The following is a 23410-nucleotide window of genomic DNA, read 5'->3' as shown; positions in this document are numbered from 1 at the left end:
CCGGCGCGATTCTACTTCGGCTTTACTGCCTGTCAATTTTGGGGTCCAGTGCATCACGCAAGCCATCGCCCAGCAGATTGAAAGCCAGTACCGTCAAAAAGATGGCCAGAGACGGAAAGATTGCAACGTGCGGCGCCAGCACCATATCGGAGCGGGCTTCGTTCAGCATGGCGCCCCACTCTGGCGTAGGCGGTTGGGCACCCAGGCCGATAAACGACAGCGAAGCGGCCGTGATAATCGAGGTCCCGATACGCATCGTGCCATACACCAGAATGGGTGAAATGGTGCCGGGCAGTATATGCTTGAAGAGAATCGTGAAATCCGATGCGCCGATACTGCGCACCGCCTCGATATAGGTCATGTTCTTCAAGGACAGGGTATTGCCACGGACCAGCCTGGCGAAGGCCGGGATACTGAAGACAGCCACGGCAATGACCACGTTCACCATACTGGGGCCGAGCACGGCGATCACGCCGATGGCCAGCAGGATTCCGGGGAAGGCCAGCAACACATCTGAAATACGCATCACGATGCGTTCCCACCAGCCTTCGTAATAGCCTGCGAGCAAACCGAGCACAGTGCCGACAATCGCACCCAGCGCGACAGAGATAAAACCAGCGGCCAGGGAAATGCGCGTACCCATCACAATGCGACTGAAGATATCGCGTCCCAGCGAATCGACGCCCAGCCAGTGCAGGGTCGACGGCGCCTGATTGATCCGGTCATAGTCGAAATACTCTTCGGGATCAAACGGCACGATCCACGGTGCCAGGATCGCGATAATGACAAGTGCAAGAATAAACAGCGCCGCCACGACAGCCAAATGCTGCTTGCGGAACTTGCGGATAAATTCCGTCATCGGGGTGCGGATGCGCTCCCGTTTTGGCGGTAAGGATTCAATTGGAGAAGAAGTAACTTGCGTCATGTCGGTCCCGTTAGCGATAACGGATAGTCGGATTGATGACGCCATACAGCACATCAACAATCATATTGATCAAAATGAATTCAAACGAGAACAGCAAAACCAGTCCCTGAATGACGGGGTAATCGCGCGCAGTCACGGCATCAACCAGCAGCGTACCCATTCCCGGCCAGCCGAACACGGTTTCCACCACAATTGAACCACCCAGCAGAAAGCCAAACTGCAGCCCCATCATGGTAACCACAGGAATCAGGGCGTTGCGCAAGGTGTGTTTGATAATCACGACTTTTTCTGACAGGCCTTTAGCGCGAGCCGTCCGCACAAAGTCTTCCTGAATGACCTCAACAAAAGAGGCCCGGGTAAAGCGCGCCATGATAGCCGCGACCGCTGCACCCAGTGTAATGGAAGGCAGAATATAGTGCTGCCAGCTGGTGGCGCCAACCGATGGCAGCCAGCCCAGATTGACGGCAAATATCTGTATCAGAATCATACCCAGCGCAAAGGGAGGAAAGGAAATGCCCGACACCGCCAGCGTCATAAACAGACGGTCGGGCCAGCGATTGCGCCAGACAGCAGAGACCACGCCGATGACCAGGCCAAAAATCACAGACCAGACCATACTGGTGAGCGTCAGAATCAGCGTAGGCATGAAGCGCGCGCCGATTTCGGACAGCACCGGCCGCTTGGTGCGCAGCGATGTGCCCAGGTCACCCTGGCTCAGATTAAGCAAATAATGACCGAACTGCTGCGGCAGCGGCAAATCCAGGCCCAGTTCCTTGCGGATATTCTGAACGGTTTCGGCATCGGCCTCGGGGCCGGCGGCCAGCCTGGCGGGGTCGCCCGGCAGCATATGTACAAACAGAAAGACCACCACGCACACCAGAATCAGCGTGGGGATCATTCCGATAATCCGTTTGACCAGATAGGAAAACATCTTAGCGTCCATTAGTCCGCGGCACCCACAAGCGCCGCGGCGATTTCAATTGCAATGACACTGCGAATGCAGTGGCGGATCAGTCTTTCAGGCTGACATCCTTGAAGTAATACGACGCGTCGGGCATGACTTCGAAACCATCCAGTTTCTTGCTGCGGGCCGCGACCGTATCAGCGGTATTCAGAAACACCCAGGGAGCGTCTTTGTAGATATGTTCCTGGGCGTCTTTATACAGCCGGCTTTTCTCGGTCTTGTCGGTTGTCTTCAAGGCATCGGCCAGGTCCTTGTCGACCTGATCATTTTTGTAATAGGAAAAATTGCCGAAGGTCGGAGGCCAGGCATCGCCCGCCAGCAAGGGACTCAGCGCCCAGTTCGCTTCACCGGTGGAAGCGGACCAGCCGATATAGTACATGCGCACCTTGGCATCTTTGGGGTTTTGCACAGTTTCAACCCGCTGTACGCGCTGACCGGCCTCCAGTGCCTCGACCGAAACTTTCACGCCGACCTGACGCAGCTGCTGCTGGATGAACTGGATTGCCTTGACAGAGGTTCCATCGTTATAGGCACTCCACAGCGTCGTTTCAAACCCCTGTGGATAGCCGGCTTCGGCCAGCAATTCACGGGCTTTTTTCGGATCATAGGGCCACGGTTTCATCTTCTGCGAAAACTCGACCTTGCCCGGCACCACGCCCTCGGCCACGCGCGCAAAGCCATTGAAGACCACTTTATTGAGGGCTTCCTTGTTGATCGCGTAGTTCATGGCTTCACGCACTTTCGGATTATCGAAAGGCTTGACCAGATTATTCATGGCGATATAACGCGCAATGATGGACGGTTTGGCAATGACATCGACCTTGTCATTTTTCTTCAATATCGCTGCCTGCTCGTACGGGATCGGATAGGTAAACTGCGCTTCGCCAGTCTGCATGACAGCAGCACGGGTATTGTTGTCGGTCACTACACGAAAATTGATCGTATCCACTTTGGCGATATGATCCTTGTCCCAATAGCCATCGAATTTTTTCATCTTCACGTTCTGGCCGGGATTCCATTCCACAAACGTGTACTGACCAGTTCCGGTCGGATGCAGATTGATATTCTTGCCATATTTTTTCAGGGCGGCAGGAGAAATGATCATGGCAGACGGGTGGGCCAGATTATTGATGAAGGCTGAAAACGGTGCCTTCAGTGTCACTTTAACGGTAGATGGATCAATCACTTCTACTTTATCGATATTCTTGAACTGGTTATAGCGACCCAGCGCGTTGCTGCGATCAAGAACCCGTTCAAAATTGACCTTGACGGCGTCGGCATTAAAGTCGGTGCCATCATGGAATTTGACGCCTTCACGCAGTTTGAAGGTATAGGTCAACCCGTCTTCGCTGACCTCATAACCCGTCGCCAGCAACGGATGAATTTTGAAATCCATATCAAAACCGAACAGCCCTTCATACCAGCCTTTGCCGACTGCCTGAGACTGCGTGGAATTGGTGTTGTATGGATCAAGCGAGTCGAATCCGTAAGGGACCGCCACGGTCACGTCTTTGGCAGCCAGTGCGCTCTGGCCGAAAGCCAGGCCAGCCATCAGGACCGGTGCCAGCATGGTTTTGCGTAGGTGATACGATTTCATCAAGAGTCTCCCTGATATGGGTAATGAGCAAATGCTTTTCTGCCGACATGGCAGAAAAATCAATAAACGCCTACCGAATGGCGGGCGACAAAATGGTCGGTTCCGACCTGTTCTAGCGGCAACACCGTCGGCTCGTCGCCCACAGCCCTTACCGGACTGGGTATATCACCAGCCATCAGTGTCGACAGTTGATGACGACGCTGCGGATCGGCAATGGGAACGGCGGCCATGAGCTTTTTGGTGTAAGGGTGTTGCGGGTTTTCAAAAATCTCGCGACGTGAACCCAGCTCAACAATCTGCCCAAGATACATGACCGCCACGCGGTGGCTGATGCGTTCGACAACGGCCATGTCATGTGAAATAAACAGATAGGAAATGCCAAATTCTTTCTGCAGATCCATGAGCAGATTGACGATCTGCGCCTGAATCGATACATCCAGCGCCGACACCGATTCGTCGGCGATCACCACTTTCGGATTCAGCGCCAGTGCACGTGCGATGCAGATCCGCTGGCGCTGTCCGCCGGAAAACTCATGCGGATACCGTTGTGCCATGGACGCGGGCAAGCCGACCTTTTCAAGCAGCCACTCGACCCGCTCCAGGGCCTGGCGGCCACTGGCCACGCGGTGAATGAGCAATGGTTCCATAATGGAATAGCCGACAGTCTGGCGCGGATCCAGTGAGGCATACGGATCCTGGAAAATAAACTGGATATCGCGTCGCACGGCCTGCATCTCGTGAGTATTGAGCTGGCTGATATCGCGTCCCTGGAACAGAATCTGTCCCGACTGCGCTTCGATCAGACGCAATAACGAACGGCCGGTGGTCGATTTGCCGCAACCGGATTCTCCGACCAGGGCCAGGGTTTCTGCCGGATGCAGATCAAAGCTGACTTTTTCGACGGCATGAACGCGTTTGACCACGCGATTGAAGATACCGCTGGTCACATCAAACCGCGTGACCAGATCTTTCACCTGCAAGATAGGGCCAGACTCGCGGTCAGGCACCAGCGCCACCGGTTCATGCGATGCCACGGACTCGTCGGTGCGCGCCTGCTGCAGCGACAGCAGATCGAAATGGGCCGGCAGTGACGTCCCATTCATGGAGCCCAAACGCGGCACAGCCGACAGCAACGCTTTTGTGTAGGGATGCTGTGGCTGATGAAAAATGGCTTCGGCGTTGTTCTGTTCAACCTTGTTGCCCTTGAACATGACAAGAACCCGATCAGCCACTTCAGCAACCACACCCATGTCATGTGTGATAAAAATCACGCCCATTTTCATTTCTTTCTGCAGCTCGCGTATCAGTTGCAGAATCTGCGCCTGGATCGTCACATCCAGCGCGGTGGTCGGCTCGTCGGCAATCAGCAGCGCCGGTTTACAGGCCAGGGCCATGGCGATCATCACACGCTGACGCATCCCGCCGGATAATTGATGCGGAAACCGGGACAGAACGGCGCGTGCTTCGGGGATACGAACCTGTTCCAGCATGCGCAAGGCTTCGGCCCGGGCCTGCTGCTGACTCAAGCCCTGATGCAGGCGAATGGATTCGGCGATCTGGTCGCCTACACTGAACACCGGGTTCAGCGAGGTCATGGGTTCCTGAAAAATCATGGCCATGTCGGCGCCGCGAATGGCGCGCAACTGGGGACCGGCCAGACGGGCCATATCCACGACCTGTCCCTGGCGCCGGCGAAACAGCATCTGACCATCGGTAATCCGCCCGCCACCGTGTTCGACCAGGCGCATCAGCGAGAGCGACGTGACGGATTTTCCAGAACCGGACTCGCCGACAATGGCCAGCGTTTCGCCCTGACCCACCGTAAAAGACAGATCCTGTACGGCCTGGACGGTTCTTTCCGAGCCGACAAAACTGACGCTCAGATTGCGTACATCCAGAACGGTGCCTGATGCCATCTGAGCGGTAGTCGCGACCGGTTCGTCGCCGTTATGTTGATTCATGACATTTGTGTTCACTTACTGATTCTCCCTATCGCAGCCAAAACCTGAGGGTCTGGCTCAGCGATAAATTCCCGTCACCGGCGCTTCCCCGACCCGCGCGTAACCCCGGTACATTCCTTCCGAATTGAACGGCAGAACGACATTGCCGGCCGCATCAATGGCGATCAAGCCGCCGACCCCGCCGATAGCCGGCAGCGTATCAAAAACGACCTGGTCAGCCGCCTGCGTCAGGCTGGCGCCGGCATATTGCATTTGTGCTGCCACGTCATATGCAGCCACGCTGCGGATAAACATCTCGCCCGTGCCCGTGCAGGAAACGGCGCAGCTGCGGTTGCTGGCATAGCACCCGGCACCGATGATGGGCGAATCACCGATACGGCCTGGCTGTTTATTGGTCATGCCACCGGTAGATGTTGCGGCAGCCAGATTGCCGGACTGATCCAGCGCCACCGCCCCCACCGTACCCAGTTTTTTATCTTCGTCCAGCGGTGCTGCGTCCTCTTTCGAAGCGTGTCGGGCCGCATCATGGTCCAGTACAAAACTGGCGGCACCATCGGCACGTACCCGGTCCAGCTGTGCACGACGCTCCGGGGTGCTGAAGTAATCAGGAGCGACCATCTCCAGTCCGGCCGCGGCCGCCAGCGCTTCTGCCGGCTTGCCGCAGAAAAAGACATGCTCGCTCTTTTCCATCACTGCCCGCGCGGCCAGGACCGGATTGCGAACGGTTGCAATCGAGGCGACCGAGCCGCAAGCCAGCGTCGCGCCATCCATAATGGCGGCATCCATTTCATGTGTTTCTGCACTGGTAAAGACCGATCCATATCCCGCATTGAACAGCGGGCAATCTTCAAGCAGGCGAACTGCCAGGGTCACTGCATCCAGTGCCGATCCACCCTGTGCCAACAACGCACTACCCTGGACCAGAATGTCGTTCAGCGCTGCCTGGTAGGCCGCTTCCTGCTGCGGTGTGATCGTTTCGCGCGACAGTGCGCCCGCTCCGCCGTGAATAGCGATAATGGCAGTCGTCATGCCGATGTTTCTCCGTGAATAAGCCAGGGGGTAATGGTTTCTGCCACTTCTGTGGCAAGCTCTACCGAAAAAGGTGAGCGGTAATCCAGTGCAGCCATCAGGGCGTCAATCAGCGCCAGCGCCACTGGGTCGCTGTTGCTGCAATACTGGGTATCGGTTGATGCATACAAAATGCAATCGCACGCCGGCACAATAGGCGCGGTGGCCTTGTCGGTCAATCCGAGGACGCGCGCGCCGAGTTCGTGCGCGCGTTGCGCGATTTTGACGGTGTCAGCCAGGTAACGGGGAAAGGTGAGCGCAATGATCAGATCGTCTTTATTGACCCGCGCCAGTCGGCGGGCGGCATTGGTCACGCCACCCGGCCCGGCCAGGCTGATTACCATATCGTTATGCGCCATCAGGCGTCGTTCCAGCAGGCCGGCAAGGTAACCGCTGGTACCCAGGCCCAGCACGAAAATCCGCCTTGCCGCCAGAATCATGTTCACTGCGGTATCACAGGTTTCGGCGTTCAGGTTCAGGCGTGTTTTTTCCAGGTTGCGCTGGCCTTCGATCAGCACATTGGCCATGATTTCCTGATTGGTCGCAGGAAAAGACTGTTCTTTCTTCAATCGATTGACCGATTCCAGCACGCCTTCAAATCCCTTGATGATATTTTGCCGAAACTGCGCGTAACCCGGGTAACCCAGGGCCCGTGCGAAGCGGTTGGCGCTGGCGCTGGAGACGCCCGCTGCCTGCGCAAACTCGTCAATCGACATAATGGCGACTTTGAACGGGTGCTCAAGCACATAGGTCGCCAACAAACGCTGAGGTTTGGTCAGCTCGGGCAAACGACTGGCCAGCGCGCGGGTAAAGTCCGTTTCGATCATGGTAAAAGGAGCGAGCGCTCACGGTAGAGAAAACGTCTGAAGTATGTAAATAAACTTACTATTTTTGTTTTCTGTGAAAATTAAATTACATTTATTTGCTTTATACCATCTTTTCGGACTCGTTGCGCGAAGAACCGGCCTTTCTGCCAGCAGTTTTTCACTGCCCCCCTTATATCTGACGTTCATAAACATATGATATTGATCATGGATAAATGCACGTGATTGCACACCCCTGCCCAGCACTTGCCGGTTTGTACGGACCGGTTGTGTTAAAAATAAGGCAATCCCTGCCGCGCCTTGCTGTGCGGCTTTACCCGTCTCCGTCAATTTTTCAAATGTGATACGACAATGACCTCACCCGCCCTGTTCACGCCCTTTTCCCTGGGCCAGCTTCAACTTAAGAATCGCATTATTGTGCCGCCCATGTGCCAGTACTCGGCCATTGACGGGCACATGCAGCCCTGGCACTTGATGCACCTGGGGTCACTGGCCGTTTCGGGCTCGGCCCTGGTCTTTATCGAAGCCACTGCTGTGGAGCCTGCAGGCCGGATCTCTCCGGCAGATGTGGGCTTGTGGGACGATGCCACTCAAGACGCAATCGCCCGAACCTTGCGCGACATCCGCAGTTTTTCCGATACGCCGTTCGCCATCCAGCTGGCCCATGCCGGCCGCAAGGCGTCTTGCGCCCAGCCGTGGTTTGGCGGCGGGCAACTGCCGCTGGACCAGGGCGGCTGGGACACGTTTGGCCCCTCGCCCGTGCCGTTTGCCCCTCAGGACCGGCCGCCTCAGGCACTGGACGCCGAGGGGCTGGAGCGGATTATCGCGGCGTTTGTACAGGCTGCCCGACGCAGTGTCGACTTGGGTATAGACGCTATCGAGCTGCATGGCGCTCATGGCTATCTCCTGCATGAGTTTTTATCCCCGCTGTCCAATCAGCGTACAGATGAGTACGGCGGCTCCCTGGAAAACCGCATGCGTTTCCCACTGGCGGTGTTCAAGGCCGTCCAGGCCGAAGTGGCTGGCAAAGTGCCGGTGGGCATGCGGATTTCGGCCAGCGATTGGGTTGAGGGCGGCTGGGATGTCGAACAGAGCATTCGATTCACCCAGGAACTGGCCAGCCTGGGCGCAGCCTTTATCCACGTGTCTTCTGGCGGCCTTTCGCAGGCCCAGCAGATTACCAATGAACCGGGTTATCAGTTGCCTTTTGCCCAGGCGATCAAAAACGCCGTCGACATCCCGGTGATTGGGGTCGGTTTGATTACCGACCCGCAATTTGCCGAATCGGTCGTGGCGTCGGGCCAGGCTGACCTGGTAGGCGTTGCCCGCGGCATGCTTTACGATGCGCGCTGGCCCTGGCATGCCGCCGCCGAGCTGGGCACCAGCATTGATGCTTCGCCACAGTTTTGGCGCAGCCAGCCTTCCCGGCTGAAAACACTGTTCACAAAAAACATGAGCTAATTATCTTAACCTGTTGTTTTTATGTAATATATAGCTGAAAATTTCACCAAAACACAGGCCAGCCCTTTTCCCCAGGGCATGAAATTGCGATACTGGAGACCAAACGCAATTTTTCCCCCGGGGTAAGGCATGCATCGTTCCCTTAAGTATATGGCAGCTATTGGCGCCACCAGCCTGCTGCTGGCGGGCTGCGCCAGCCGTGGCCCCGTGGCAAAGGTGCCCGCCTCCTACTCCAGTCCGTCCATCTCCGAAACCTACCGGGACCCGGTGCTGGAACGGGCGCTGACGCTGACCGGTACCCCCTATCGCTACGGCGGCTCAACGCCGGACGGCATGGACTGCAGCGGGTTTGTCAGCTACGTCTTTAATGAATCGGCGGGCTTTCGTTTTCCGCACAACACGGCCATGATTGCCAAACTGTCCAAACCCATTTCCAGATCCGATCTGAAAGCGGGTGATTTCGTGTTCTTCAATACCTTCAAACCCTATTCGCACATGGGAATCTATATCGGCAACAACGAGTTCGTCCACGCGCCGTCGAGCCGCAACAATGGCAAGGTTCGGGTGGACTCGCTGGACAGTCGGTATTTTGCCGAACGCTTCGAGGACGCACGCACGGCGTTCCAGTAATACCGCGCGCCGCCCTTTCGGATCAGGCCGGCAGCGCCTGTCCGGCCTGGAACTCTTCTTCATGCAGCCACGCTGCGTGTTTGGGTGCCCGCTTGGTCTGGCTCCATTCCTCCAGCATCTCCCATTTGACCTCATCCAGTTTCCGGTTCATTTCCGGCGTGGTCGTGGGCGCGGCCAGTTCCACACGATGACCGTTGGGATCCCGGAAATAAATGGACTTGAACAGGACATGATTGGTGACCCCCACCACATCAATGCCTTTGGCCTGCAATTGTGCCTTGGTGCGTTCCAGCACCTCGACGCTGGGCACTTCAAAAGCAATATGCTGAACCCAGTCCGGCGTGTTGGGATCAACCCCCATCTCGGGTGAGTTGGGCAATTCAAAAAATGCCAGAATATTGCCGTGACCGGCATCGATAAACACATGCATATAGGGATCGTTCGCCTTGGTGGAAGGCACCCGGTCTTCGGCAATGGCCAGAACGAAATCCATGCCCAGGTTTTCCTTGTACCAGAGTACGGTTTCTTTTGCGTCTTTGCAGCGATACGCTACGTGATGTATTTTTTGAATCTCCATGTCTTTCCTCTTTGTGTTGAAGGTCGCGTGCTAACCTGATTCGCGTTCCAGATGAAGTGGATCACCGCCGTCTGGCACACAACAAGATTTAATAGTAACAACAGTTACTATTAAATGAGATTTTTCTTTGCGCGTCAATACAATATTCCTTAAATTTATTGAATATAGGGATTTTTATGATTATTTTTATATTGAAAAAAATGCCACTATAAAAATATCATTTGTTACTAATAACGCTTTGACCGAATCCATTATGATTGATCTGAATGCTTTTTTACCCTATCAGTTTTCCCAACTGGCCGATGTCGTGAGCCATTCGGTCGCAACGGTTTACGAGACGCGACTGGGCATTACGCGAGATGACTGGCGCGTATTGGTGGCGGTGAATCAGGAGCGCCATATGCGCGCAGCCGATATTGTCCTGCACACGACACTCGATAAGATGCAGGTGAGCCGGGCCATTGCCCGGCTTGAAAACAAGGGGTTTATTTCGCGCACGGCAGACAGTCAGGACAAACGACAGCACGTGCTGATTGTGACTGCTGCCGGCCAGGCGGCATACAAAGAAGTGTCACCGCTCATGGTGGCCCGCAACGACTATCTGCTGCAGGACCTGACGCCGGCCCAGCACCAGGTGCTGCAAAAAAGCCTGGGCCAGATTCTGCAACGTGCCCAGGAACTAGTCGCCCGCGGCTAACAGGCAAAACAGGCGGGCACGACAGACAGGCGCAACGAGTGCAGTCACATCGCCCCCCTGCGGCGCACCGGCTTCCTGGCGCACCCAGGGGGAGTCAGGGCACGCAGGATTAACGGGCGTCCCGCTTGCCCCGGTTGTTACTCTGCACGACGTGTTCGCCCTGCTCGTAGACCACATTGGAGCGCCCCACAATCAGCGGATCAATCTTGCCGATATTGGCCGGGTCTTTGTTGGTGTAGTTAAATTGCTGCAGAACATAGCGCATGGCGTTAAGGCGAGCCCGTTTTTTACAATTGGACTTGACCACCATCCACGGCGCATCGCTGGTGTCGGTATGAAAGAACATCGCTTCCTTGGCACGCGTGTAATCGTCCCATTTATCTAAAGAAGCCATATCAATAGGCGACAGCTTCCACTGCTTGAGCGGATGGTGCTGGCGCTCTTTGAAACGGCGCTTCTGCTCACCCTGGCTGACCGAAAACCAGAACTTGATGACTGTGATGCCACTGCGCACCAGATTGCGCTCGAACTCGGGCGCCTGGCGCATGAATTCCCAATACTCGGCATCGGTGCAAAATCCCATCACGCGTTCTACCCCGGCGCGGTTGTACCAGGAACGATCAAACAGCACCATTTCACCGCTGGTGGGCAGATGCTCGACATAACGCTGGAAATACCACTGTCCCAATTCGGTTTCCGTGGGTTTTTGCAAGGCGACCACGCGCGCGGTACGTGGATTCAGGTGCTCCATGAAGCGCTTGATGGTTCCGCCCTTGCCGGCGGCATCGCGGCCTTCAAAGACAATCACCACGCGCTGACCGGTTTCCTTAACCCAGGACTGCAGTTTGAGCAGTTCGACCTGCAAATCGTATTTCTGGAATTCGTAATTGCGGCGCGACATCAGGTATTTGTACGGATAACCGCCGTCCTGCCAGCTCTCATTGAGTTCGTTGTCGGGATCGGTATCGGACGCCCTGTTATTGTCTGCGCGAATCTTTTCATCGCGCAGCAGCTTGAGCAGTTCGCCGCGATCATCGGCCGATATGCCTTCAAGCAACAATCGCGCCCGCTCACGGCGACCGGCTTTGTCGGTTCCCACGACATCTGCCGCAAAGGCGGCAGCATCGGCGTCCACACGTGACCGCAAGCTGTCGGTCGCCGTATTGTCCCGGGTCTGCCCCTCGTTCAGGCCATACAGGGTGTCGCCCTGTGCCGTTTCACGCAATTCGGCGGCAGGGCCGGGTTGCTCATCTGCTTCCTCTGCCACACCGTCGTCCCGTTGACTGAGTAGCTGTACCGAATCCAGACCAGACCGGATTTCAGCGTCCGTCATGTCGCGGGGCGCATCTTCTGCCTGAGTGCTCATGTTTTCTGTTGATTCTGTCGTATTCTGGTTTGCCATGTGAAGTCCTTCCTACGGATAAAAAACGCATTGTAAGATCACGTCCAAATCCATTCCTTAACATTAATTCAGACGAAGACATTATCATATGCATATGACAACAATTTTGTGGTTTCAGAAGGCCGTATGATTTTTAACACACTGACCATTGCCGGCGTTGACCCCTCCGGCGGCGCCGGCATCCTTGCCGACGTCAAAACCATGAGTGCACTGGGCACATATGCCTGCGCCGTCGTGGCTGCCCTGACCGCACAAAACACCAGAGCCGTGACCGGCGTGCAACCGGTGACACCCGATTTTGTGCGCCAGCAGATCGATACACTGTTTGAGGATGTGCATATCGATTCGGTAAAGATCGGCATGCTGGGTCACGAACCGGTTACCCGCATGGTGGCCGAGCGCCTGGCCTACTGGATGCCCGATCATATCGTCATCGATCCGGTCATGGTCGCAAAAAGCGGAGACGTGCTTCTGGATAAGACCGCCATTTCCACCCTGCGCGAAGCGCTCATTCCGCTGGCCACGGTGATTACGCCCAATCTGCCCGAAGCGGGCGTGCTGCTGGGGGAACAGGAAGCCGATTCACTCAAGCAGATGTACCGGGTAGCAGAACGCCTGCGCAAGCTGATGGATCATCATCGCACGGTCTGGGTTCTGCTCAAGGGCGGCCATTTGCCCGGTAACGATACGGTTGATCTGCTGACCGATGGCGACCGCATGATCGAATTGCCCGGCAAACGGATCGACACCCCCAATACCCACGGCACCGGCTGCACGCTGTCGGCTGCGCTGTGCGCGTTGATCCCCGGTACGGGAGATGTTCCACAGGCGGCCAGACTGGCTAAAGCCTACATCGAGACCGCCATCGCCCGTTCCGGCGAGCTCAACGTCGGGCATGGGCATGGCCCCGTGCATCATTTTCATGCCTTGTGGTCGTGAAACACAAAGCCCGCCGCCGTTGCGGGTAAAATGACCTTGCAACTCCAATTTCAGGACCACGTTTGATACCCCTCCTATGAATGCTCTGACCTCTCTTGCCGAACAAAGCCGTTTCAACATGATCGAACAGCAGATCCGTCCCTGGCATGTCCTGGACGAAGATGTGCTGGACGCCCTGTCTGCCATCGCGCGCGACCGGTTTGTACCGGTACGCTATCAGAATATGGCGTATTCCGACATCGAGATTCCGCTGGAGGTCGAAGGTATCAACAGCTGTGAGACCATGCTGGCGCCCAAGATCGAAGCGCGTCTGGCACAGGAACTGCAGCTGTCTCCCACCGATGGCGTACTCGAAATCGGCACCGGTTCGGGCTACCAGGCTGCGATTCTCAGCCGCTTGTGCAGCACGGTGGTCAGCGTGGAAATTGATCGCCACATTGCCGCTTTCGGCAAAGCCAATCTGGAACGTGAAAACATTCCGAATGTGAAAGTCGAAATCGGCGACGGCCGTGCCGGCTGGGGCACGGGCGAATACAGCGCCATTCTGCTGACCGGCTCCATTCCGAATATTCCCGATTCGCTCAAATACCAGCTGACTATTGGCGGTCGCCTGGTCGCCATTGTCGGCCAGGCACCGGTCATGACGGCGTTGCGCATTACCCGCGTCAGTGCCGCCGCCTTTGAAACCGAATCGCTATTTGATACTTATGCCAAGCCGTTGCGTGGCACCACCGTATCGCATTTCAAATTCTGATATGCCGGGCAGCGTGCCGCTGTCCGAATGATTGAAGAAAAAGACTGTTCAGCCGACTGCAACTGCAGCCAATCTGAGCGATCTTTTTGTATTGATCACGCGCCTGAGGTTCCCCGGATCGCATTGACCAGCGCTGTGGTTGAGCGCTGGAACCGGAACGGAATGGCCACAGCGCGACCGCCCCAGCTTTGCACCAATGCGGTTTCCTTGAGCGTGGCCATATCATAGTCCCCCCCCTTGACAATCACGTCGGGTCGTAACTGCTCGATCAGCTCATAGGGCGTATCTTCTTCAAATACCGTTGCGGCGGACACGCAGGCCAGCGCTGCAAGCATAGCCTGCCGGTCCTGTTCTCCGTTCAGCGGCCGATCAGGCGCCTTGCCCAGTCGACGCACCGAATCATCGGTATTGACCGCGACCACGAGACTTGCGCCAAGTTGCGCCGCTTCGTCCAGATAACTCACATGCCCACGATGCAAAATATCGAAAACACCATTGGTAAACACCAGGGGTCTGGGCAACGCACCACTGCGCACCGCTTCAATACATTGCGCCCGGGTAAGGATTTTGGATTCAAAACGCACCGTCATTATTGCCACCCCAGCAACGTAGCCACCAGCCACAAAATCAGCCCTGCCTGCAGAGTCAGAATAATTGTCATGACGATAAAAATGCGTTCGCTGCGACGATGGCTTTTACCCAGTTGCGACAGTTCCTTGCGGATCGCAGGCAGGCTGTCCTGGCGAGCGAGCTGGGTGTGTACCAGTCTTGGAATTTCCGGCAACAGATGCGACCATTGCGAGGCTTCCTTGCGCACCTGCGACACAAAGGCGCGCGGGCCGATCCGGTCCCACATCCAGCCTTCCAGAAAGGGCTTGGCCGTCTGCCACAAATCCAGATCGGGATCCAGTTGTCGTCCCATCCCCTCGACGTTCAGCAGGGTTTTTTGCAACAAAACCAGTTGCGGCTGGATTTCAACATTGAACCGGCGCGAAGTCTGAAAAAGCCGCAGCAGTACCTGGCCCAGTGAAATTTCCGACAGCTTGCGATCGAAATACGGCTCACATACTGAGCGCACGGCCGCTTCGAGTTCCTCTTCACGGGTATCGGCCGGCACCCAGCCGGACTCGATATGCAACTGAGCCACCCGACGATAATCGCGCCGGAAAAAGGCCAGGAAATTCTGCGACAGATAATTTTTGTCAAACTCGGACAGCGAACCGACAATACCGAAATCCAGCGCGATATAACGCCCCAGGGACTCAGGCTGCAGCGAGACAAAAATATTGCCCGGGTGCATATCGGCATGGAAAAAGCCATCTTCGAACACCTGCGTGAAAAAAATCTCCACGCCATTGCGCGCCAGTTTCTTGATATCGACCCCCGCTGCCTCAAGGCGGTCGGTCTGACTGACCGGCACCCCGTGCATGCGCTCCATGGTCATGACCGTCTTGCTGGTGTATTCCCAAATGACTTCGGGCACCATCAGCAAATCGGCACGTTTCGGGTTGGATTCAAAGTTGCGGCGCAACTGGCTGCAGTTGGCCGCTTCGACCTGCAGATCCAGTTCATCATGCAGGTATTTGTCGAATTCGCTGACCACTTCCCTGGGCCGCAAGCGGCGACCGTCCGGCAAAAGACGCTGCACAAAGCCGGCGAACAGCGACATCAGCGACAGATCGCGCTCGATGACGGCCAGCATGCCCGGGCGCAACACCTTGACGGCGACCTCACGGCCATCGTGAAGCACGGCAAAGTGCACTTGTGCTACTGATGCAGAAGCGACCGGTTCGGCTTCAAACAGGGCAAACAGTTCGGATGGGTGCTTGCCAAAGGCCTTCTGGATGCTCTCCATGGCCTGCTCGGAAGGAAACGGCGGTACGCGGTCCTGCAACGCCGATAATTCATCGGCAATATCCAGTGGAATAAGATCACGGCGGGTAGACAAGACCTGGCCGAACTTGATGAAAATCGGCCCGAGCGACTCCAGCGCGAGCCGCAATCGCTGGCCACGAGGCTGCTCGAAACTGCGCCCCAGGCGCACCACTTTGAGAAGAGAGCTGGCAATCGGGTGTTTCAGCCCGCTCAGGACCAATTCGTCCAGCCCATAGCGCAGGCAGACCAGAAGAATGCGCATCAGACGCAGCGCGGACATGATCATCGCGCACCCCGGCGATGGCGCGCTTCCAGCGCGCGCAGGCGCCCATCAAGCTGATCCAGTCGTACCGTGGCTGCACGTAACTCCTGTTCCCAGGACTGCAGCGCGGGACGTCCTGTCACCAGCGATGCCTCTTCGGCAGCATACTCTCCCAGGTTTTCGGTCAGGCGGCTGGCCACGCCGGTCGCGGTGGCCACCGTGCTGCGCAGCAGTTGATGAATTTGCCGCGAGAGCATGCCGCCAGTGAAACGTGCCAGCTCATGCTCGGAATCCCAGCGCAGATCGCGGGCCAGATCAGATACCAGTTGCGCCAGGCCTGCCTCACCTTCCAGATGCAGCAAAGACGCCAGTTGCGCCGGATTGTCCCGATTGCGCAACGCACCCGGTAAATCGGCCAGCCGATTGTCCGGAACAGAAAGAGTCACGTCGGCCACCACAGCCGGGTCGGCGCGCTCGAGCCGGCCGTCGTGCAGAAGCGTAAAGCGCAGATCAAGAAGGCCGATGCGGATGCGCACTGTTTTCCCCGCGTGCGCGGTGATTCGTGTTTTTGCCCAGAGCTCGCGGTCCAGCAGCAGGTTCAGTGCGCGTACGATGGGAAAATTGGGATCGGGTAAGGCAGAGAGCAACATAAAATCCGGTAGACCACGCAAGATTCTGAATCCGTTAGTGTACCCTTTTCATGCGGAATCCGGCCCCATAGACCCGGCAGCAGACTGACAAAACAGTGTCACAATTGTCCTGCGCCGTGATTTGTGCCATGACGCGATCGGCACCGCATGCCGGTCAGCTGTGGCAATCGGGGACTTCCTGGTCCAGATACACATCAAAAGCCACATCGGTCGCCCATTTTTTGCTGAACGCTGCCCATTGACCCTTGCGATCCCAGCGCTGCATCTGCGCGCGCAGCCAGTCTGTCTGACGCGTGTTTGCGGCAGGCACCAGCCAGGTCAGCGTGCGCGGCTGTGCGGACAATTGCAAGGTGGCTGAGAATTTGCGCCACTCGGGAAACGTCATCAGATCCTGCCACACCGTCTGGTCGATCAGCCCCAGATCACACCGGCCTTCGCGGACTGCAACCAGCGCATCCGATGGCACTGCGAAGGACAACAGCGTGGCGCCGGCGGCAGTCGCTGCCTGGGCGGCTTGGTCTGCTGTTTTCGCAATACAGACCTGGCGCCCCTGCAAGTCTTTGGCCGAGTGAATCGGCGTATCGCTGCGAATCACGGCCTGGGGCCAGGTGCGGTAGGTTGTGGGGATCGCGGTGACGCCCGGCAAAACAGGCGCGGCGGCCGGCAGGCTGTAGAGGGCCAGATCGATACTGCCATTATTCAGGGCGACGGCCGCTTCCTCGGGGGTCATTTGAACCATCCTGGCCGGCAACGCCAGGGTGTCGGCCAGGGCACTGACTGCCGGCGTATCCAGCCTGTCTTCAGTCCGCACTTTGCTGCCTGGGGCTGCAGGCGGGGTCACATGAATGACGCCCACCCGCAGTTGCCCTCTTGCGGCGGCGTCGGGAAACACGGTATCTGCCTCCCCGCCACGTGCGGCTGTCGCGGCCTGCGGCAGCGCCGCCGGGGACGCCAGCACCAGCACAAGGCCGGCAACAATGGATCGGAGGATGTGGGTAGTCATGAATGCACGTCCTGCCCCGCGTTACCGCGGGACTTTGCAAACCATCTGTTCAGAATCAGACGTATTGGTAGCGCAACAGTCTGTGCTTGATGCGTTCCAGAACGAGCTGATCGATCAGCGCCGCCAGAATGGCAATGACCAGGATATTGGCCATCACCCCGGTCATGTCGCCGGTATCGCCAGAAAAACTCAGCGAACGCCCCAGCCCCTTGCCAAAGTCCACCAGCATTTCCACCGAAATCAGGGCCCGCCAGGCGTTGCCGAATGCCAGCTGCGCACCGGTAATCAGCTCCGGCATGACCGCAGGCAGGTACACGCGACGCACCAGCCCCCATGGACTGGCGCCCATGACGCGCGCAGCCGAAATATGCACTTTGTGCACGGATTCGGTCGCGTTCATCACACTGAGCGCGGCGGGGAAAAACGCGGCGAGCGCCACTACGACGATCATGGGTTTATTGCCAAAGCCCCAGACGATCAGAAACAGGGGCACCCAGGCAATACTGGGCAGCGACTGCAGAATCACAATCACATTGCGCAGCACTTCCCGGAAAAAATTCAGACTGGCAGCCAGTAAGCCGAAAGCCACACCACAAGCCAGCGCAATCCCATAGCCTGTGCCCAAGCGGGCCAGTGACCCCATCAGTCCGGCATAGAAATCGCCGCTGCGAACACTTTCGGACAAACGCTCAAGCACCGGCAGAATACCTGGCATAAGAAAGTCCGGCAGCGTCAATGCGACCAGTTGCCAGACCAAAAGAATAAACGCGATGGCAAGCACCACCGCCAGCGGCTTTTTATAGCCGCCTATCCGGGTGCCATTGCTCACAGTTTACGTGCCTTCTGCCATTCGAGATCAAGAACCGTGTTGACATCAAAAGGTTTGCCGTCTTTTGTTTTCAGAGAGCCTTCACCTTCCATGATACGAGCCAGCTCTGTCATGCGCTCAATATCTTTGTCCGTGACTTTCGAGGTGAATTCCTGCGTCTTGATGGCATCGGCGATCACCGTTTCACGCGGCAAGTCTCCTTGCTTGCGCGTTTTGAGTGTAGGCTCGGCAATAAAGTACTGAGCGATCAGTTTCGAGGCTTCGGCGGGTTTATTTTCCAGCAGCTCGATGGCCTGCTGTTGGGCGTCCAGCGCCTTCCAAATGTCATCCTTGCGGCTTTCCAGCACTTTGCCGGAGGTGATGACCACCATGCAAGGGAAAGGCCAGCTTTCACCTACTTCATAAATCTGCTTGACCGGTGCGACCAGTTGCGCGATACGATCATAGGGCTCGAACAAAAAGGCAGCATTCACCCGATTGCCGACCAGTGACTGCACAGCCACCGCCGGACTCACGCCCATGACATTGACATCGCCCTCTTTCAGGTCCGCGCCTTTCAGCACCACGCCGCGCAACACCGTATCGGCCGTGCTGCCCTGGCTTTGGGAAGCCAGCGTTTTACCCTTGAGATCAGCCAGCGTATTGATACCGGCGTCATCACGCACCAGCAGGGAATGATAACCGCGCTGCGCGCCGCCCACGACCTTCAGATCGGCCCCACGGGACGCCCAGGAGATGGCGTTGGTAAAGCCCAGTACGCCGACATCCACCTGGCCTCCGACGATCGCCTTGATCAGATCGGTGCCAGACTTGAACTCCATCAGTTCGGTGTCCAGGCCCTGTTTTTTATAAAAATCGCCTTCCTGCGCGACGATGGCCTGCGCATCATCCATCACCCTGAGATAACCGACCTTCAATTTGTCGGCTGCCATGGCGGCGCCTGAAAACAACAGCGATGCCACCAGCGGCAATGCAGTCCATTTGCGGATATTCATGTTTGACTCTCTCTAAATAATTTTGAATTGTCGTTATATCAGGCAGCCAGTTTGTCGGACTGCTCCGATTTGCTCTCGTGCTTGACGGCAATGCCAAGCAGGCTGAGGATCTCGCGTTTCTCTGCGGCCAGATCGGACAGATCGTGGCTGCGTTCACGGTGGCTCAGGTTGAACTCCTTCAGCACCGTCGCCGGGCGCGCACTGAACACCATGACCCGATCTGCCAGGAACAAGGCCTCGTCGACATCATGCGTTACCAGCAGAACGGTTGGCCGGGCCTGTTCGACCAGGTCCAGCAGCACATCCTGCAAGCTCAGGCGCGTCAGCGCATCCAGCGCCCCGAAAGGTTCGTCCAGCAGCAGCACTTCAGGCTCGGCAATAAACGCCCGCGCCAGTGCTGCACGCTGGCGCATACCACCGGAAACCTGATGAGGATAGTAGTTTTCAAACCCGTCCAGCCCGACGCGCTGAAGCCACGTGGCGGCGCGTTCATAAGCCTGCTTGCGGGCGACATGTTGAAACTCCAGCGCCATGGCCACGTTTTGCTTCAGGGTCAGCCACGGATACAGAGCGTGCTCCTGAAACACCAGGGTACGGCTTGGATCGGGTTTGGTAACGGGCTGTGCATCGGTCTCAATTGTGCCCGAAGTGGTCTTTTCCAGACCCGCTGCCATATGCAGGAGTGTGGACTTGCCTGAGCCCGACGGCCCCACCAGCGCCACGATCTCGCCGGAATGAAAACCGGCGCTGAAATTGTCTACAACAGACAGCGAACCGAACTGCTTGTAAACATTGCTGAAGCTAAGATTCACGGTAATAGGCCCCCATACGATCTGACACTATAACCAAATCTTCTTAAGAGAAAAAATAATTAGTATTTATTTTAATATAACCAATGGTTATTAATAATAATCAGCAGTCATAAGGAAAACAGCTTCAGGCCGTACAAAGCCCCTCGCCGCATTCCGCCCTCACACCATGCAAAGCCCGGTTCCATGCAAAAGCGCGACCATTTTCATGATCGCGCCTTGTATTGGGCTGCCGGTCAGACAAGACCGGCTATGAACGACACTAACTGAAAGTCAGGATCGGACTGCCAAGGTCGGAAAATCAGGATGCGTTTTCCACCGGAATTTGCTGAATACCCGCCAGCAACCAGCCCGAGTTGTTTTCCTTGTACAGGTTCCAGACTTCTTCGAAACGGAACGCGGCTTCCTGGGCGTCTTCACGCAACATGCCCGAGAAACGCACCGATGCCAGATGTCCTTCGTGAACCTGTTCGATACCCAGCAATTCGGCGTTGAGCAACACCACTTCAGTCGAACTTTGACCGGCGCGGCTGGTGATTTGTGGCGACAACTCACCCACCAGATCTTCGGTCAGATAATTTTTGAGCTCTTCGATATCACCTTTATCCCACAGTCCCTGAATGGTGACAAACTGCTTTTTGGCAACCTGCAAAAAAGCCGGCGTATCGAAATCGCCTGGAATAAACCAGCTTTTGTCGACAGGCGCAGGTGCCGCTTGTGCATTACCGGCGAAATCCGTAGCCGACAGGCTGCCATTTTGCTGGAATCCGCCGCGCGCGTGCTCATTTCCGGGCGCTTGTGGTACCTGATGGCGAGAACCGGGTTGAGGACCAGCCTGACGCTGCATGGGAGAGGCGCCCTGGAACGCCGGGCGTGACTGGCCGCCTCTCAGACGACGCACAATGAACATGACGCCAAAAATAACAATGGCGATCAGCAGAGCACTGGAGAGGAACTCAAGCATGGCGCCCCCCAGCCCCAGGCTGGACAATAGCGCGGCAATACCCAAGCCCGCCGCTATACCAGCGATCGGCCCCAGAAAACGCGAAAATCCGCTGCGCTGCGCAGCCGCGCCGGCATTGGCAGCCGCCCCGGGTGCTGCTGATGAACGGTTGACGGCCGTCGGCGCCTGCGCCGCAGGCGCGCGGTTAGTCGTAATATTGGAGGATTGACGGCCAAAGCTGCTACCTCCGCCCATACGGCGGGCTTCGGCGTCATGAGTAACTGCCAGCATGGTCGCGGAAGAGACAACGATCAGCGCAGCTGTGAGAAATTTAGACCACTTTTTAAACATTGATTCGTGCTCCGGTGGGACTGACCCACAATGGATAAATTAGCAAACGAATTTATCTTACAAAAACCTGAACAATTATGCAAGCAACATCGATACCATTGATCAAATGAATGACAGGCAAAACCACTGGAAGAAAGAGGGCCGCGGTCACGCCGCCGCCTTTTGAAGCCTGGGTCAAACGGGCATCAAAATAGCTTGACGCCTTCGTGCAGGGCGACAACGCCTGCGGTCAGATTGAAATAGTTGACCCGGGGGAAACCTGCTTCACGCATCATTTGCGCCAGGGTCTCCTGGTCGGGGTGCATGCGAATAGACTCGGCCAGGTAACGATAGCTGTCCTGATCACTGGCCACTTTCTGACCGAGCCAAGGCAGCACGTTGAAAGAATACCAGTCGTAAGCCGGTGCCAGCGGCGCCGCGACCCGCGAAAACTCCAGCACGAGCAGTTTGCCACCCGGCTTGAGCACGCGCTGCATTTCCTTGAGCGCCAGATCCTTGTGCGTCATGTTGCGCAGGCCAAAGGCCACAGTGACCACGTCGAAATAGTCGGTCGAAAAAGGCAGATGCTCGGCGTCACAGACCACGGTGGGCAGCAAAACGCCTTTATCAATGAGGCGATCCCTGCCCACCTGCAACATGGACGAATTGATGTCGGTATGCCAGACCTGCCCCTCGGGACCGACTTTGCCGGCGAACGCCAGCGCCAGATCGCCTGTCCCGCCGGCGATGTCCAGCACGCGCATGCCCGCCCTGACCCCCGCCCGCCCGATCGTGAAACGCTTCCACAGCCGGTGCATGCCCCCTGACATGAGGTCATTCATGACGTCGTACCGTTGCGCCACCGAATGAAATACCTCCGCCACCTTGCCGGCCTTTTCCTGTTCATCAACAGTGCGAAAACCAAAATGCGTGGTGCCGGATTGCCCGGTCGACGTGGAACGATCTGAATTCATATTGCAATCTTTATGAAGAGTAGGCAGGATTGTCACAAACATGACACAATCAGGCAATACCATTGAGGCCAGTATTTCCGGTTAATGTCAATCACATGACTTTTTGATTTTACTTCATTATGGCAAGCACAATTCTAGTCGTCGAAGACGAACCCGCAATTCAAGAGCTCATTTCCGTCAACTTGTCCTTTGCCGGCCATAAAGTGCTGCGCGCGCTGGATGCTGAACAGGCTAAAGTCTTGATCAATGCAGAATTGCCTGATCTGATTCTGCTGGACTGGATGCTGCCCGGCTCCACAGGGCTGGCCCTGGCGCGCAATCTGCGCAGCAGTGAGCGTACGCGCGACATACCGATTATCATGCTCACAGCCAAAAGCTCGGAAGCAGACAAGGTGGAAGGCCTGGAAAGCGGCGCGGACGATTATATTACCAAGCCCTTTTCCCCCAAGGAACTCATGGCCCGCATCAAGGCCGTGCTGCGCCGCCGTGCGCCCCAGCTGACCGATGACGAAATCGAAATCTCGGGTCTGAAACTGGATCCGGTCTCACACCGCATCACCGGCAATGGCTCCAATCTGCCGCTGGGACCGACCGAATTTCGTCTGTTGCATTTTTTCATGACCCATCCAGAGCGCGTATTTACTCGCGGCCAGTTACTGGATCAGGTGTGGGGCGACCATGTATTCCTGGAAGAGCGCACGGTCGATGTCCACATTCGTCGTCTGCGCAAGGCGCTGGAGCCGAGCAACCATCATAATCTGGTTGAAACCGTGCGCGGAAGCGGGTATCGTTTTACATCTAAACTGCCGGCCTGATTGCGCAATCGTCCCTGCACACAGGTTCTTTTACGTTCTGTTTGACGACTGGGCCTGCGCCGGGGCACCCCTGTGCTTCGGTCAAGCCGCGCCCGGCTCGCGCCAGACCTCCCAGGAAGAAATTCA

The 23410-nt window shown here is 56.6% G+C and carries 23 protein-coding genes; 6 read left to right on the top strand and 17 right to left on the bottom strand.

Features of this window, described 5'->3' with window-relative positions:
* Positions 1-22 precede the first annotated feature (22 nt).
* The 6 genes from gsiD to W822_RS33605 all read right to left on the bottom strand — a co-directional run bounded on the left by gsiD (position 23) and on the right by W822_RS33605 (position 7342).
* Positions 23-925: a glutathione ABC transporter permease GsiD gene (gene gsiD / locus W822_RS33630; protein WP_024005026.1), complete on the bottom strand. Its 903-nt coding sequence runs from the start codon at positions 923-925 to the stop codon at positions 23-25.
* A 10-nt stretch (positions 926-935) separates the two neighbouring features.
* Complete coding sequence (gsiC, locus tag W822_RS33625; protein ID WP_024005025.1) at positions 936-1856, bottom strand: glutathione ABC transporter permease GsiC; 921 nt, start codon at positions 1854-1856, stop codon at positions 936-938.
* Positions 1857-1935: 79 nt separating this feature from the next.
* Positions 1936-3489 carry a glutathione ABC transporter substrate-binding protein GsiB gene (gene gsiB, locus W822_RS33620; protein ID WP_437177145.1) on the bottom strand — a complete coding sequence of 518 codons (1554 nt, stop codon included), beginning with the start codon at positions 3487-3489 and terminating at the stop codon, positions 1936-1938.
* 56 nt (positions 3490-3545) lie between these two features.
* Positions 3546-5402 carry a dipeptide ABC transporter ATP-binding protein gene (locus W822_RS33615; protein WP_031242616.1) on the bottom strand — a complete coding sequence of 619 codons (1857 nt, stop codon included), beginning with the start codon at positions 5400-5402 and terminating at the stop codon, positions 3546-3548.
* Positions 5403-5504: 102 nt separating this feature from the next.
* Positions 5505-6476 (bottom strand): isoaspartyl peptidase/L-asparaginase family protein, encoded by a 972-nt coding sequence (locus W822_RS33610; RefSeq protein ID WP_024005022.1) that lies wholly within the window; start codon positions 6474-6476, stop codon positions 5505-5507.
* The gene (locus tag W822_RS33605; protein WP_034279546.1) at positions 6473-7342 is read right to left on the bottom strand and encodes a MurR/RpiR family transcriptional regulator; all 870 of its coding nucleotides are present in this window, start codon (positions 7340-7342) and stop codon (positions 6473-6475) included. Before W822_RS33605 ends, W822_RS33610 begins: the two co-directional genes overlap by 4 nt.
* Positions 7343-7690: 348 nt before the next feature.
* Here W822_RS33605 and W822_RS33600 point away from each other — a divergent pair, with 348 nt between their 5' ends.
* Both W822_RS33600 and W822_RS33595 read left to right on the top strand, forming a co-directional pair.
* A complete protein-coding gene (locus W822_RS33600) occupies positions 7691-8800 on the top strand; it encodes an NADH:flavin oxidoreductase/NADH oxidase (protein ID WP_024005020.1) in 1110 nt (369 codons plus the stop codon).
* 129 nt (positions 8801-8929) lie between these two features.
* Positions 8930-9430, top strand: coding sequence for a C40 family peptidase (locus W822_RS33595; protein WP_024005019.1), 501 nt, complete (start codon positions 8930-8932; stop codon positions 9428-9430).
* 22 nt (positions 9431-9452) lie between these two features.
* Here W822_RS33595 and W822_RS33590 read toward each other — a convergent pair whose 3' ends face one another.
* A complete protein-coding gene (locus tag W822_RS33590; RefSeq protein WP_024005018.1) occupies positions 9453-10007 on the bottom strand; it encodes a VOC family protein in 555 nt (184 codons plus the stop codon).
* 253 nt (positions 10008-10260) lie between these two features.
* Here W822_RS33590 and W822_RS0123510 point away from each other — a divergent pair, with 253 nt between their 5' ends.
* Positions 10261-10704 carry a MarR family winged helix-turn-helix transcriptional regulator gene (locus tag W822_RS0123510; RefSeq protein ID WP_031242613.1) on the top strand — a complete coding sequence of 148 codons (444 nt, stop codon included), beginning with the start codon at positions 10261-10263 and terminating at the stop codon, positions 10702-10704.
* A 109-nt stretch (positions 10705-10813) separates the two neighbouring features.
* On the opposite strand, the gene ppk2 is transcribed toward W822_RS0123510, so the two are convergent.
* A complete protein-coding gene (ppk2, locus tag W822_RS33585) occupies positions 10814-12106 on the bottom strand; it encodes a polyphosphate kinase 2 (protein ID WP_024005016.1) in 1293 nt (430 codons plus the stop codon).
* Positions 12107-12232: 126 nt separating this feature from the next.
* On the opposite strand from ppk2, the gene thiD reads away from it, so the two are divergent.
* Entirely contained in the window at positions 12233-13045 is an 813-nt protein-coding gene (thiD, locus tag W822_RS33580; RefSeq protein WP_024005015.1) for a bifunctional hydroxymethylpyrimidine kinase/phosphomethylpyrimidine kinase, read from the top strand.
* A 76-nt stretch (positions 13046-13121) separates the two neighbouring features.
* Positions 13122-13799, top strand: a complete 678-nt coding sequence (locus W822_RS33575) for a protein-L-isoaspartate O-methyltransferase family protein (protein ID WP_024005014.1) — start codon at positions 13122-13124, stop codon at positions 13797-13799.
* A 95-nt stretch (positions 13800-13894) separates the two neighbouring features.
* Here the strand turns inward: W822_RS33575 and W822_RS33570 are convergent, their stop codons facing one another.
* The 9 genes from W822_RS33570 to ubiE form a co-directional block, all read right to left on the bottom strand.
* On the bottom strand, positions 13895-14389 hold the full coding sequence (locus tag W822_RS33570) for an adenylyltransferase/cytidyltransferase family protein (RefSeq protein WP_024005013.1): 495 nt from the start codon (positions 14387-14389) through the stop codon (positions 13895-13897).
* Entirely contained in the window at positions 14389-15960 is a 1572-nt protein-coding gene (gene ubiB, locus W822_RS33565; RefSeq protein ID WP_031242607.1) for a ubiquinone biosynthesis regulatory protein kinase UbiB, read from the bottom strand. The genes W822_RS33570 and ubiB overlap by 1 nt, the downstream gene beginning before the upstream one ends.
* Positions 15957-16586, bottom strand: coding sequence for a ubiquinone biosynthesis accessory factor UbiJ (locus tag W822_RS33560; protein ID WP_024005011.1), 630 nt, complete (start codon positions 16584-16586; stop codon positions 15957-15959). The genes ubiB and W822_RS33560 overlap by 4 nt, the downstream gene beginning before the upstream one ends.
* Before the next feature lie 154 nt (positions 16587-16740).
* Positions 16741-17589: a type 2 periplasmic-binding domain-containing protein gene (locus W822_RS33555; protein WP_024005010.1), complete on the bottom strand. Its 849-nt coding sequence runs from the start codon at positions 17587-17589 to the stop codon at positions 16741-16743.
* 55 nt (positions 17590-17644) lie between these two features.
* On the bottom strand, positions 17645-18418 hold the full coding sequence (locus W822_RS33550; protein ID WP_024005009.1) for an ABC transporter permease: 774 nt from the start codon (positions 18416-18418) through the stop codon (positions 17645-17647).
* Entirely contained in the window at positions 18415-19413 is a 999-nt protein-coding gene (locus tag W822_RS33545; protein ID WP_024005008.1) for an ABC transporter substrate-binding protein, read from the bottom strand. The genes W822_RS33550 and W822_RS33545 overlap by 4 nt, the downstream gene beginning before the upstream one ends.
* Positions 19414-19451: 38 nt before the next feature.
* Positions 19452-20225 carry an ABC transporter ATP-binding protein gene (locus W822_RS33540; protein ID WP_024005007.1) on the bottom strand — a complete coding sequence of 258 codons (774 nt, stop codon included), beginning with the start codon at positions 20223-20225 and terminating at the stop codon, positions 19452-19454.
* Between the two features lie 298 nt (positions 20226-20523).
* Complete coding sequence (locus tag W822_RS33535) at positions 20524-21516, bottom strand: Tim44 domain-containing protein (RefSeq protein WP_024005006.1); 993 nt, start codon at positions 21514-21516, stop codon at positions 20524-20526.
* 185 nt (positions 21517-21701) lie between these two features.
* On the bottom strand, positions 21702-22469 hold the full coding sequence (ubiE, locus tag W822_RS33530) for a bifunctional demethylmenaquinone methyltransferase/2-methoxy-6-polyprenyl-1,4-benzoquinol methylase UbiE (RefSeq protein WP_024005005.1): 768 nt from the start codon (positions 22467-22469) through the stop codon (positions 21702-21704).
* A 119-nt stretch (positions 22470-22588) separates the two neighbouring features.
* On the opposite strand from ubiE, the gene phoB reads away from it, so the two are divergent.
* Entirely contained in the window at positions 22589-23284 is a 696-nt protein-coding gene (gene phoB / locus W822_RS33525) for a phosphate regulon transcriptional regulator PhoB (protein ID WP_024005004.1), read from the top strand.
* Positions 23285-23410: the final 126 nt, after the last annotated feature.

This window comes from Advenella kashmirensis W13003, assembly GCF_000506985.1.
Lineage (GTDB): Bacteria > Pseudomonadota > Gammaproteobacteria > Burkholderiales > Burkholderiaceae_B > Advenella > Advenella kashmirensis_A.
Note: the sequence above shows the minus strand (reverse complement) of the source record. Positions and strands in the feature narration are given on the sequence as shown.